Genomic DNA, 10,963 nt, shown 5'->3' on the forward strand with positions numbered 1-10,963 from the left:
ACCCATGAGCGGACACGGCGCCCCCGACATTGACCTGAGCACCCTCAACCCGGCCGAAACCTCACAGCTGAAGCTGGCGATCATCGCAGCCAGCTGGCACACCCAGATCATGGACGGGCTCCTGGACGGCGCGCTCCGGGCGGCCAAGGACGCCGGCATCGCCGAGCCCACCGTCCTGCGCGTTCCCGGCAGTTTTGAGCTTCCGGTGGCTGCCGCGCGGCTGGCACCGCACTTTGACGCCGTCGTTGCCCTCGGCGTCGTGATCCGCGGCGGAACCCCGCACTTCGACTACGTCTGCCAGGCCGCGACGTCGGGCCTGACCGACGTCAGCGTCTCCACCGGAGTGCCGGTGGGCTTTGGTGTGCTCACCTGCGACAACGAACAGCAGGGCCTGGACCGCGCCGGGCTCCCCGGCTCCAAGGAAGACAAGGGCCACGAAGCCGTGACCGCAGCGCTGGCCACCGCCGTCGTCCTCAAGCAGTACCGCAGCTAAACGCTGCAGCGGACGGGTGCGGTGTGTATTCCCTCACATCGCGCCCGTCATGCAAGGGCCCGGGAAGCGCCCGTGCGGCCGCAGCAAGTAGGCTGGAGGGCGTGAAGAATTTCGAGACGCTGTTCGCTGAGCTCAGCGAGAAGGCAGCCGCCCGCCCGGAAGGCTCCCGCACCGTCGCTGAATTGGAGTCCGGTGTTCACGGCATCGGCAAAAAAGTCGTTGAGGAAGCAGCCGAGGTTTGGATGGCTGCCGAATATGAATCCGATGAAGCCGCGGCCGAGGAAATCTCCCAGCTGCTGTACCACCTGCAGGTTCTGATGCTCGCCAAAGGCCTGACCCTGGAAGACGTCTACAAGCATCTGTAGCCACCGGTCCGGCGCGTTTTTGCCGCCGGTTCCTGCCGTGGCCTGCACTGCTTGAACACCTAGACAACTCTAAATCCAGAAAGTACTTCCCATGCTGCGAGTAGCCGTCCCCAACAAAGGCTCCCTGTCCGAAGCCGCCTCCGCCATGCTCTCCGAAGCCGGATACCGCCAGCGGCGCGACAGCCGCGAGCTGGTCATGGTGGACCCCGACAATGACATCGAGTTCTTCTTCCTCCGCCCCCGCGACATTGCCGTGTACGTGGGGCAGGGAACGCTCGACGTCGGCATCACCGGCCGCGACCTGCTGCTGGATGCCGAGGTGGAAGCCGAAGAGCTGCTTCCGCTGGGATTCGCCGCCTCCACCTTCCGCTTCGCCGGCCCGGTAGGCGACTTCAGCTCCGCCGCGGAGCTGGAAGGCAAGCGCCTGGCCACTAGTTACGACGGCCTGCTCCGGAACTACCTTGCCGAGCGCGGCATCAACGCCAAGGTGGTCCGCCTGGACGGCGCCGTCGAATCCTCCGTCCGCCTCGGGGTCGCCGACGCCATCGCCGACGTCGTGGAAACCGGCAACACCCTGAAGGCCGCCGGAATGGAAATCTTCGGCGACCCCATCCTCAAATCCGAAGCAGTCCTGATCCGGCGCACCGGCAACGGCGGGGCCGCCAACGGCACGGCCAAGGAGATCGAAGTCCTGATCCGCCGCCTCCAGGGCGTCCTGGTGGCACGGCAGTACGTGCTGATGGACTACGACATCCGCAAGGAACTGGTGGAAAAAGCGGCCAGCCTGACCCCCGGCCTCGAGTCGCCCACGGTCTCGCCGCTGCGCGACTCCGACTGGGTGGCCGTCCGGTCCATGGTGCCCAAGAAGGAGACCAACCGGATCATGGACGAGCTGTACGACCTCGGCGCCCGCGCCATCCTGGTCAGCAGCATCCACGCCTGCCGCATCTGACAACCGGCACCCTTCAGCAGCACAGAACATCCAGGAGTTCCCATGGCAGTAGCAGTTCGAGTCATTCCCTGCCTCGACGTCGACGCCGGGCGCGTGGTCAAGGGCGTCAACTTCGAAGGCCTCCGGGACGCCGGCGACCCCGTGGAGCTCGCCCACCGCTACGACAATGCCGGTGCCGACGAACTGACGTTCCTCGACGTCACGGCGTCCTCCGGCAACCGCGAGACCACCTTCGACGTGGTCCGCCGCACCGCCGAGGAAGTCTTCATCCCCCTGACCGTGGGCGGCGGCGTCCGCGGCGTGGCCGAAGTGGACAAGCTCCTGCGCTACGGCGCCGACAAGGCCTCGATCAACACCGCGGCCGTGGCCCGGCCCGACGTCATCGACGAGATCACTCGGCACTTCGGTTCCCAGGTGCTCGTCCTGTCCGTCGACGCGCGGCGCACCCGCCCGGGATCCCAGCCCACGCCGTCGGGATTCGAAGTGACCACCCACGGCGGGCGCACCGGCACCGGGATCGACGCGATCGAGTGGGCCAGGGAAGCTGCGGACCGGGGGGTGGGGGAGATCCTGCTGAACTCCATTGACGCCGACGGCACCAAGGACGGCTTCGACCTCGAGCTCATCAAGCTGGCCCGGGCCGCCGTCAAGGTCCCCATCATCGCCTCCGGCGGGGCAGGGGAGCCTGCCCACTTCCCGCCCGCAGTAGCGGCCGGCGCGGACGCAGTCCTGGCCGCCTCGATTTTCCACTGGGGCCCGGACAACATGATGCACCAGGTCAAGGACGCCATCCGCGAAGCCGGCTTCGAAGTCAGGTAATGCCCGCCCGCCCCCTATCCTCGCAAGCTCGGCCAGGGAACCCCTGCGGGCGTGGGCCCATTTCGTCCTCTGTGGTCGTAGGCCTTGTTTTCTAGAGCCCTACTTCGGCTGACTGGAGGAGGGCGACGGCGTCCGGCTGGCCTTCGAAGGTGACCAGGGCGTGGCGGGTGCGGCCGTGGGCGTGCATGAGCAGTTCGCCCGGCTCGCCGACGATGGCCACGGAAACAGGCGCGCGCTTGGCGACGTGGCGGGGGCCGGACGGGCGCACCAGCACAATGCCAAGGTCCACGCCGCGGTACAGGATGGCGGCGCGCTTCACCAGTTCGTCCCACAGCGCGTCGGAGTAGGCCTCATCGAGTGCCCTGGGGGCCCACCGGTCCACGGCGCGCCGGACGTCCTCGGTGTGCACGAAGTACTCGATCAGGTTGGCGCTTTCGTCCAGCGCCTTGATGCTCATCGGAGAGAGCGCGGGCGGGCCCGCGCGGAAGGTGTTTACCAGCCGGGCGTAGTCGTCGCTGCCGGTGAGCTTGGCAGCCAGCTTGGCCGTGGCCTGGTCCGATGCCTTGGCCAGCCGCTTGATCACCAGGCCGAGACCGACGGCAGCCTTGCGCTCGCGCAGGTACAGGTGCGCGGCAAGGTCCCTGGTGCGCCAGCCCTTGCACAGCGTTGGAGCATCAGGGCCCGCCGCAAGCAGGGTTTCGGCCAGGACTTCTCGGGACGGTTCGACGAAATGCATCACTTGTGAAACTAGCACGAGAGCTGTGGAGTTGGGCAGCACTGGAGCGGCCGGTGGCGTGCCGTTGTTCACAACAGGAGAGCGGGTGCGTGAAGGCACTAGACTTGACCCGATGTCTGAGCAGCCAACCCCCGTCCAAACCGCAGGACCCGACGTGCCTCACGTGCCGTCGTCGTCCGTTGAAGCGCCCTCCGCCAGCCCCCTTCCGGAAGGGATCGCCGCGGCACTCAAGCGCGACGCCGCAGGCCTGGTGGCAGCAGTGGTGCAGCAGTACGACACCAACGAAGTGCTGATGCTCGGCTGGATGGACGATGAAGCCCTGCACCGCACCATGACCACCGGCCGGGTGACGTTCTACTCCCGCTCACGCCAGGAGTACTGGCGCAAGGGCGACACCTCGGGGCACGTCCAGTGGGTCAAATCCGTGGCCATGGACTGCGACGGCGACGCACTGCTGGTGCGCGTCGACCAGGTGGGTGCCGCCTGCCATACGGGCACCCGGACCTGCTTTGACGGCAGGGACCTGGCCGTGGTGGAAGGCCAGGCGGGCTAGGCAGAACCGCTGCCCGGGCAGGCCCCATCGAGGCTGCAGCCACCCAGCAAGCACACCCAAGGTGCCGGCACGGCCGGCCCTCTCGAAGAACAGGCGGACAAGCATAGCCATGCAGGACCTTGGAACCATCAGCCCGAGCCTTGAGGAATTCCGGGAACTCGCCGGCCACAGCCGTGTTATCCCCGTCAGGCTCAAGGTCCTGGCCGACGCCGAGACCCCCATCGGCCTGTACCGGAAGCTGGCGCAGGGCCAGCCCGGCACGTTCCTCATGGAATCGGCGGCGGTGGGCGGAGCCTGGTCCCGCTACTCCTTCATCGGCGCCAGGTCCCGCGCCACCCTGACCACCAAGGACGGCCAGGCGCACTGGCTGGGCGAGCCCCCGGCCGGTGTGCCGGTCAGCGGCAGCCCCGTGGATGCCATCCGCGACACCATCGACGCCCTGCGTACCGACCGCTTCGAAGGACTGCCGCCCTTCACCTCCGGCCTGGTGGGCTTCCTTGGCTGGGAAACCGTCCGGCACTGGGAACGGCTGGTCAGCCCGCCCGAGGACGACCTGCAGCTGCCCGAAATGGCACTTAACCTGGTCACCGACATGGCTGTGCATGACAATGTGGACGGCACGGTGCTGTTGATCGCCAACGCGATAAACTTCGACAACAGCTCCGAGCGGGTCGACGAGGCCTGGCACGACGCCGTGGCCCGGGTCAAGGAACTCCTGGCCAAGATCAGCGCGCCCGTGGTGCAGCCGGTCTCCGTGCTGGAGCCTGCGGCCCTGGACTTTGCCTCCAGCGTGCAGGAACGCTGGGATGAAGCCGAATACCTCGCAGCGCTGGACCGCGGCAAGGAAGCCATCGTGGACGGCGAGGTTTTCCAGGTGGTCATCTCGCGCCGGTTCGAGATGGAATGCAACGCGTCCGCACTGGACGTGTACCGCGTGCTGCGCAACACCAACCCCAGCCCGTACATGTACATCTTCAGCCTGGCCGACGCCGAGGGCCGGGAGTACTCCATCGTCGGGTCCTCCCCGGAAGCACTGGTGACGGTGACGGGCGAGGAAGTCATCACCCACCCCATCGCGGGCTCCCGTCCGCGCGGGAAGACCGTGGAAGCGGACAAGGCCCTGGCCGAGGAACTCCTGGCGGACCAGAAGGAACGCGCGGAGCACCTGATGCTGGTGGACCTCTCCCGCAACGACCTCTCCAAGGTCTGTGTTGCCGGTACCGTGGATGTCACCCAGTTCATGGAGGTGGAGCGCTTCAGCCACATCATGCACCTGGTGTCCACGGTGGTGGGCACGCTCTCCCCGCAGGCCAAGGCGTACGACGTCCTAAAGGCCACGTTCCCGGCCGGTACCCTTTCCGGGGCGCCGAAGCCGCGCGCCCTGCGGCTCCTTGACGAGCTGGAACCGCACCGCCGCGGCATCTACGGCGGGGTGGTGGGCTATTTGGACTTCGCCGGTGACATGGACATGGCCATCGCCATCCGGTCCGCCCTGATCCGGGAGGGGCGCGCGTACGTCCAGGCCGGCGGCGGCATCGTGGCCGACTCCGTGAACCCCACAGAGGCCCTGGAAACCGTCAACAAGGCAGCCGCGCCGCTGCGTGCGGTGCACACGGCAGGCTCCCTGCACAACATCTCCGCGGAATCACTCCCCGGTGGGGCGGAGTCCTGATGCCCGGTTCCGGAGTAGCCGCAGGCCAGCCAGGTAAGGCAGGTAAGCCAGGCCAGGCAGGGAAGGCGGCCGAGTCCTCGAGGTCCCGGGCTGTGCCCGTGTGGGCGCGCAAGTCCAACGTGGTGCTGCTGATCACCGTCCTGGCCCTGGCCGCCTTCGGGACCACTACGCAGACCTGGATGACGGCCACACTCGACCCCAACCAGCTGGGCCAGGCGGCAGCAACCCAAAACGCGATCCAGGTGCAGGGCAGCAAGGCCGCCACCACCGTGACGGCCCTGGCCCTGGTGGCGCTGGCCGGCGGCCTCGCCGCGGCCATCGCCGGCAGGATCGCCCGCTGGGTCATCACCGCCATCATCCTTCTTGCTTCAGCCGGCGTGGTGACCGCCGCGGCCATGGTCCTGGCCGACCCCCTCGCCGCGGCGCAGGGAACCATCGCAGGCGCCACGGGCGTCTCAGGCAGCCAGGCCCACGTTGAGGTCACCGCCTTTCCTGTGCTCGCCGTCGTCGCCGGCTGCCTGCTGGCCCTGGCGGCCCTGTTGATCCTGCCCGCGTCCCGCTACTGGAAGACGCGCACCAAATACGACGCCCCGGCCACCGCCGGCAGCGCTGCACCGGCCGGCCCGGTGGACGAGATTGACAGCTGGGACCGGCTTTCCCGGGGCGAGGACCCCACTTAAGGCCGGGTTTGCCAGCGCCGGGCCGGGCGTTGAAGCCCGGCGGTACGCGGGCGGCAGTCAAAAAATGGCAGAATGTAAGCAGTATCCATCCTGAGGAGATTTTCCATGAGCAAAGCACCTGCGTCCGTTTCCAAGTCAGGCACCCGCACGGTTGCCCCCGGCGCCATTGACCACAGCCAGGAACTGGGCCACGGCAACAGCCCGGCAGCCTGGACCTGCGTCATCGTCATGCTCGTAGGCGCACTCATCGCAGCCATCGCATTCGTCATCGCCAGCACCCCCATCTTCATCGGCGGTGCCGTCGTCATGGTCGTCGGCCTGATCCTCGGCTACATCATGCGCAAGGCAGGCTACGGCGTCGAAGGCAGCAAGCTGAAGAACTCCGGCCACTGATGGCGACTGTTCTCGATGACATCAACGCCGGTGTCAGGGAGGATATGGAGGCCAGGAAGCGGCTCGTTTCCTTGGCTGAGCTGAAGGACCTGGCCCAGGCCGCGGCACCTGCCCGCGACGCTTGGGCGGCTCTCGGCGGAAGCTCCCCAACCCGGGAACAGCTGAAGGTCATTGCCGAAATCAAGCGCCGCAGCCCCTCCAAGGGCGATCTCGCCAGCATCGGAGATCCGGCGTCGCTCGCCCGGCAGTACGCCGACGGCGGTGCCTCCGTCATCAGCGTGCTCACCGAGCAGCGCCGCTTCAACGGGTCGCTGGCCGACCTGGACGCCGTTCGTGCCGCCGTCGACACCCCCTTGCTGCGCAAGGACTTCACCCTCGACGAGTACCAGATTTGGGAAGCCCGAGCCCATGGTGCCGACCTCATCCTCCTGATCGTGGCGGCCCTTTCCGACGCCCAGCTCGCCGAGTTCAGCGCCCTCAGCCACGAACTTGGCATGAACGTACTGGTGGAGACGCACACGGAAGAAGAGATCGAGCGTGCGGTCGCGGCCAAGGCGCGCATCATCGGCGTCAACGTGCGCAACCTGAAGACGCTCGACGTCGACCGTTCAGTTTTTGCCTCACTGGCGGGGAAGATCCCTGCTGAGGCCGTCGTGGTCGCAGAATCCGGCGTCCGTGACGCTGACGACGTCACGCATTACGCCGCCAGCGGGGCCAACGCCATACTGGTGGGCGAGGCGCTGGTAAGCCACGCGACCCCGCGCGAACGAATCGCCGAGTTCACTGCCGCGGGCGCCGCCGCCATCGCGGCCCGCGCCTGAGGCACGCGAACCTGATCCTGTGGGGCCGCCAGCCGGCCGCGCAGGACCGCACTCCGGCTCCACGCCGGAGCAGAAGACTTTTGACCGCCAACTTCGAAGAGGACAGGACTGATGGCTCAAGCACCCTCAGGAAACGCTGACAACAACACCGCGGAAGCATTCCTGCAGGGCGGATCCCTCCGCCACGCCCCGGGGCCGTACTTCGGCAACTACGGCGGGCGATGGATGCCGGAGTCCCTCATCGCCGCCCTGGACGAACTCGAAGAGACGTTCAACAAGGCCAAGGACGATCCCGAGTTCCGGGCCCAGATCGCGGACCTGAACAAGAACTACTCCGGCCGTCCGTCCCTGCTGACGGAAGCCAAGCGGTTCTCCCAGCACGCCGGTGGAGTGCGTGTGTTCCTCAAGCGCGAGGACCTGAACCACACCGGATCGCACAAGATCAACAACGTCCTGGGCCAGACGCTGCTTGCCAAGCGCATGGGCAAGACGCGCATCATCGCTGAAACCGGCGCCGGCCAGCACGGTGTGGCCAGCGCCACGGCAGCCGCGCTGATGGGCATGGAATGCGTGGTGTACATGGGTGCCGAGGACTGCCGCCGGCAGGCGCTGAACGTTGCCCGCATGGAACTCCTCGGCGCCAAGGTCATCCCCGTCACCAGCGGATCGCAGACCCTCAAGGACGCCATCAATGACGCCCTCCGTGACTGGGTGGCCAACGTCGCCAACACCCACTACCTGCTGGGGACCGCGGCGGGCGCACACCCGTTCCCGGCCATGGTCCGGTACTTCCACGAGGTGATCGGCGAGGAAGCCCGAGCCCAGATCCTGGAACAGGAGGGGCGCCTTCCGGACGCCGTCTGCGCCTGCATCGGCGGCGGCTCCAACGCCATCGGCATTTTCCACGGCTTCCTGGACGATCCTTCCGTGAAGATCTACGGCTTCGAGGCCGGCGGCGAGGGCGTTGAAACCGGACGCCACGCCGCCACCATCACGCTGGGCAAGCCCGGCGTGCTGCACGGCGCCCGCTCCTACCTCATGCAGGACGACGACGGGCAGACCATCGAGTCGCACTCCATCTCCGCCGGCCTGGACTACCCGGGCGTCGGCCCGGAGCACTCGTACCTGGCCGACATTGGCCGGGTCAGCTACGAGCCCATCACCGACAGCGAAGCGATGGAGTCCTTCCGCCTCCTGTGCCGCACCGAGGGCATCATCCCCGCCATCGAGTCCTCGCACGCGCTGGCAGGCGCCATCAAGGTGGGCCAGCGGCTTGCCGCCGAGGATCCTGCCGCCGCGGGCGACAAGATCGTCATCGTCAACCTGTCCGGGCGCGGTGACAAGGACGTGGCCACCGCCGCCGAATGGTTTGACCTGCTGGACAAGAATTCCGCCGAATCCGAGATCGGCAAAGAGGGGGAGCAGCTGTGAGCAGCGCAGAGATCAACGGCACGGCAGGAACGGCCAACCCGGCACCAGGCACCAGCAAAGCTGCTGCCGCCATCGACAGGGCACGCGACCAGGGCCGCGCCGCCCTCATCGCCTACCTGCCCGCCGGCTACCCCAGCGTTGAGGAATCCATCACCGCCGGCATCGCAGCGGCCCGGAACGGCGCCGACCTGATCGAGATCGGCATTCCGTACTCGGATCCCGTCATGGACGGCCAGGTCATCCAGGCCGCCACCACGGAGGCGCTTGCCAAGGGCTTCCACGTCAGCCAGGTGTTCGACGTGGTTGCCGGCATCACCAGCCAAACCGACGCCGCCGTCCTGGTCATGACCTACTGGAACCCCGTGGTCCGCATGGGTGTGGATGAATTCTCGCGCCGGCTGGCCGAAGCCGGGGGAGCGGGGCTCATCACCCCGGACCTCATTCCTGACGAGGCCGCCGAATGGATGGCAGCCTCGGACAAGTACGGCCTGGACCGTGTGTTCCTCGTTGCCCCGTCGTCCACCCCGGAGCGCATGCAGCGCACCGTGGACGCGAGCCGTGGCTTCGTTTACGCCGTCTCCATCATGGGCGTCACAGGTGCCCGTACGTCCGTGAGCAGTGCCGCCAAGGATGTTGTCGCCGCAGCACATGGTGCCGGCGCGGAACGTGTCTGCGTAGGCCTGGGTGTGTCCAATGCCGACCAGGTGCGCGAGATTGCCGCCTACGCAGAAGGCGTCATCGTGGGCACCGCCCTGGTGAAGACCCTGGGCGACGGCGGCGTGGACGCAGTTGCCACCCTCACCAAGGACCTCAGCACCGGCCTGGCGAAGGTCAACGGGGCCACGCAGGAAAGCGGGGCCTAGTCCATGGAGGCACTCCTTCAGGCAACCGCACTGGCTCCCGCCCTGGTTCCGGCGAGCATCCCCAGCCCGGACTGGTCCGGTTTCGACATCCCCCTGCCATGGGGCAGCCTGCGGATCCACGCCTACGCGCTGTGCATCCTGGCCGGAATCATCGTTGGCCTGTGGTTGACCTCCGTGCGGTGGGCCAAGCGCGGCGCCCCTGAAGGCAGTGTCTGGGACATCGTTATCTGGGCCATCCCCTTTGGCATCATCGGCGGCCGCCTCTACCACGTGGTCTCATCGCCGGACGCCTACTTCGGACCCGGCTTTGACGGCACCGGTGACCTCTCCCTGATCCCGCAAATCCAGCGCGGCGGGCTGGGAATCTGGGGCGCCGTCGTCCTCGGGGCCGTCGGCGCCTGGATTGGCTGCCGCCGCAGCGGGGTCAAGCTGAGTGCCTTCGTTGACGCCGCGGCACCCGGGCTGCTCCTGGCCCAGGCCATCGGCCGGTGGGGCAACTACTTCAACCAGGAACTCTTCGGCGGACCCACCACCCTGCCGTGGGGCCTGCAGATCGACCCCAACAACCCCAACTTTCCCGCAGGCATGCCTGCAGACACCCTGTTCCACCCCACCTTCCTTTACGAGTCGCTGTGGAACCTGGCCGGCGTACTGATCCTGCTCGCCCTGGACCGGCGCTTCCACTTCCGCCGGAGCCGGCTCTTCTGGCTGTACGCCATGTACTACACCCTGGGCCGTGTCTGGATCGAAGCCATGCGCATCGATGACGCAGAGCAGATCAGCATCTTTGGCATCACCACACGGCTCAACGTGTGGACCAGCATCTTCGTCTTCCTCGCGGCACTGATCGCCTTCATTCTCCTGGGCCTCAAGGGCCGCCCCGATCCGGACACCGTCTATCTGCCCGGCCATGAACCGGAGAGGTCCGTGGAAGCCTCCACGGACTCAGGCGCCAGTCATGAAGTCCGTGATACGGACCGCGGTGTCTCAGATAGTGATTCGCGTGGTAATCTCCCTGATAACCACAGCGGTTCCAGGCATGCTTCCGACCCCACGGAAGACGCCGCGGCGGCACCGGAAGGCTCAAAGCCCGGAACGGATGCCACCGCTGCCGGACACTCCGGCAGCACAGCCACCGGACCCGCGTCGGAGGCAGGCACCGTCAAGTAGGGCGCCGGCCAGGCA

The 10,963-nt window shown here is 67.3% G+C and carries 13 protein-coding genes; 12 read left to right on the top strand and 1 reads right to left on the bottom strand.

What is annotated here, in order from left to right:
* Nucleotides 1–4 precede the first annotated feature (4 nt).
* From ribH to hisF, 4 genes are all read left to right on the top strand, one after another.
* Nucleotides 5–493 (top strand): 6,7-dimethyl-8-ribityllumazine synthase, encoded by a 489-nt coding sequence (gene ribH / locus LFT46_RS08690; RefSeq protein ID WP_018770776.1) that lies wholly within the window; start codon nt 5–7, stop codon nt 491–493.
* A gap of 101 nt (nt 494–594) precedes the next feature.
* The gene (locus LFT46_RS08695) at nt 595–858 is read left to right on the top strand and encodes a phosphoribosyl-ATP diphosphatase (RefSeq protein WP_236821832.1); all 264 of its coding nucleotides are present in this window, start codon (nt 595–597) and stop codon (nt 856–858) included.
* A 91-nt stretch (nt 859–949) separates the two neighbouring features.
* Nucleotides 950–1,810: an ATP phosphoribosyltransferase gene (gene hisG, locus LFT46_RS08700; protein ID WP_142134150.1), complete on the top strand. Its 861-nt coding sequence runs from the start codon at nt 950–952 to the stop codon at nt 1,808–1,810.
* A 42-nt stretch (nt 1,811–1,852) separates the two neighbouring features.
* Complete coding sequence (gene hisF, locus LFT46_RS08705) at nt 1,853–2,629, top strand: imidazole glycerol phosphate synthase subunit HisF (protein WP_236821833.1); 777 nt, start codon at nt 1,853–1,855, stop codon at nt 2,627–2,629.
* Between the two features lie 91 nt (nt 2,630–2,720).
* On the opposite strand, the gene LFT46_RS08710 is transcribed toward hisF, so the two are convergent.
* Complete coding sequence (locus tag LFT46_RS08710) at nt 2,721–3,365, bottom strand: TIGR03085 family metal-binding protein (RefSeq protein ID WP_236802836.1); 645 nt, start codon at nt 3,363–3,365, stop codon at nt 2,721–2,723.
* Between the two features lie 112 nt (nt 3,366–3,477).
* On the opposite strand from LFT46_RS08710, the gene hisI reads away from it, so the two are divergent.
* The 8 genes from hisI to lgt all read left to right on the top strand — a co-directional run bounded on the left by hisI (nt 3,478) and on the right by lgt (nt 10,948).
* The gene (gene hisI, locus LFT46_RS08715) at nt 3,478–3,918 is read left to right on the top strand and encodes a phosphoribosyl-AMP cyclohydrolase (protein ID WP_236802115.1); all 441 of its coding nucleotides are present in this window, start codon (nt 3,478–3,480) and stop codon (nt 3,916–3,918) included.
* 109 nt (nt 3,919–4,027) lie between these two features.
* Nucleotides 4,028–5,590, top strand: a complete 1,563-nt coding sequence (locus LFT46_RS08720; RefSeq protein ID WP_236802116.1) for an anthranilate synthase component I — start codon at nt 4,028–4,030, stop codon at nt 5,588–5,590.
* Nucleotides 5,590–6,270 carry a Trp biosynthesis-associated membrane protein gene (locus tag LFT46_RS08725; protein ID WP_236821834.1) on the top strand — a complete coding sequence of 227 codons (681 nt, stop codon included), beginning with the start codon at nt 5,590–5,592 and terminating at the stop codon, nt 6,268–6,270. The genes LFT46_RS08720 and LFT46_RS08725 overlap by 1 nt, the downstream gene beginning before the upstream one ends.
* 105 nt (nt 6,271–6,375) lie before the next feature.
* Nucleotides 6,376–6,663, top strand: a complete 288-nt coding sequence (locus tag LFT46_RS08730) for an HGxxPAAW family protein (RefSeq protein ID WP_236802118.1) — start codon at nt 6,376–6,378, stop codon at nt 6,661–6,663.
* Complete coding sequence (gene trpC / locus LFT46_RS08735; RefSeq protein ID WP_236802119.1) at nt 6,663–7,484, top strand: indole-3-glycerol phosphate synthase TrpC; 822 nt, start codon at nt 6,663–6,665, stop codon at nt 7,482–7,484. Before LFT46_RS08730 ends, trpC begins: the two co-directional genes overlap by 1 nt.
* 111 nt (nt 7,485–7,595) lie before the next feature.
* Nucleotides 7,596–8,915: a tryptophan synthase subunit beta gene (gene trpB, locus LFT46_RS08740; RefSeq protein WP_236802120.1), complete on the top strand. Its 1,320-nt coding sequence runs from the start codon at nt 7,596–7,598 to the stop codon at nt 8,913–8,915.
* Nucleotides 8,912–9,778: a tryptophan synthase subunit alpha gene (trpA, locus tag LFT46_RS08745; protein ID WP_236802121.1), complete on the top strand. Its 867-nt coding sequence runs from the start codon at nt 8,912–8,914 to the stop codon at nt 9,776–9,778. The genes trpB and trpA overlap by 4 nt, the downstream gene beginning before the upstream one ends.
* A 3-nt stretch (nt 9,779–9,781) precedes the next feature.
* The gene (gene lgt, locus LFT46_RS08750) at nt 9,782–10,948 is read left to right on the top strand and encodes a prolipoprotein diacylglyceryl transferase (RefSeq protein WP_236821835.1); all 1,167 of its coding nucleotides are present in this window, start codon (nt 9,782–9,784) and stop codon (nt 10,946–10,948) included.
* The last annotated feature ends 15 nt before the right edge of the window (nt 10,949–10,963 follow it).

Source organism: Arthrobacter sp. FW306-07-I (genome assembly GCF_021800405.1).
In the GTDB taxonomy this organism is placed as follows: domain Bacteria; phylum Actinomycetota; class Actinomycetes; order Actinomycetales; family Micrococcaceae; genus Arthrobacter.

Bases quoted from the DNA above. Each gene is read 5' to 3' on its own strand.
- ribH (WP_018770776.1), top strand. From the start codon at position 5: ATGAGCGGACACGGCGCCCCCGACATTGACCTGAGCACCCTCAACCCG.
- LFT46_RS08730 (WP_236802118.1), top strand. From the start codon at position 6,376: ATGAGCAAAGCACCTGCGTCCGTTTCCAAGTCAGGCACCCGCACGGTT.
- trpC (WP_236802119.1), top strand. From the start codon at position 6,663: ATGGCGACTGTTCTCGATGACATCAACGCCGGTGTCAGGGAGGATATG.
- LFT46_RS08710 (WP_236802836.1), bottom strand. From the start codon at position 3,365: ATGCATTTCGTCGAACCGTCCCGAGAAGTCCTGGCCGAAACCCTGCTT.
- hisF (WP_236821833.1), top strand. From the start codon at position 1,853: ATGGCAGTAGCAGTTCGAGTCATTCCCTGCCTCGACGTCGACGCCGGG.
- LFT46_RS08725 (WP_236821834.1), top strand. From the start codon at position 5,590: ATGCCCGGTTCCGGAGTAGCCGCAGGCCAGCCAGGTAAGGCAGGTAAG.
- LFT46_RS08720 (WP_236802116.1), top strand. From the start codon at position 4,028: ATGCAGGACCTTGGAACCATCAGCCCGAGCCTTGAGGAATTCCGGGAA.
- lgt (WP_236821835.1), top strand. From the start codon at position 9,782: ATGGAGGCACTCCTTCAGGCAACCGCACTGGCTCCCGCCCTGGTTCCG.
- hisG (WP_142134150.1), top strand. From the start codon at position 950: ATGCTGCGAGTAGCCGTCCCCAACAAAGGCTCCCTGTCCGAAGCCGCC.
- trpB (WP_236802120.1), top strand. From the start codon at position 7,596: ATGGCTCAAGCACCCTCAGGAAACGCTGACAACAACACCGCGGAAGCA.
- hisI (WP_236802115.1), top strand. From the start codon at position 3,478: ATGTCTGAGCAGCCAACCCCCGTCCAAACCGCAGGACCCGACGTGCCT.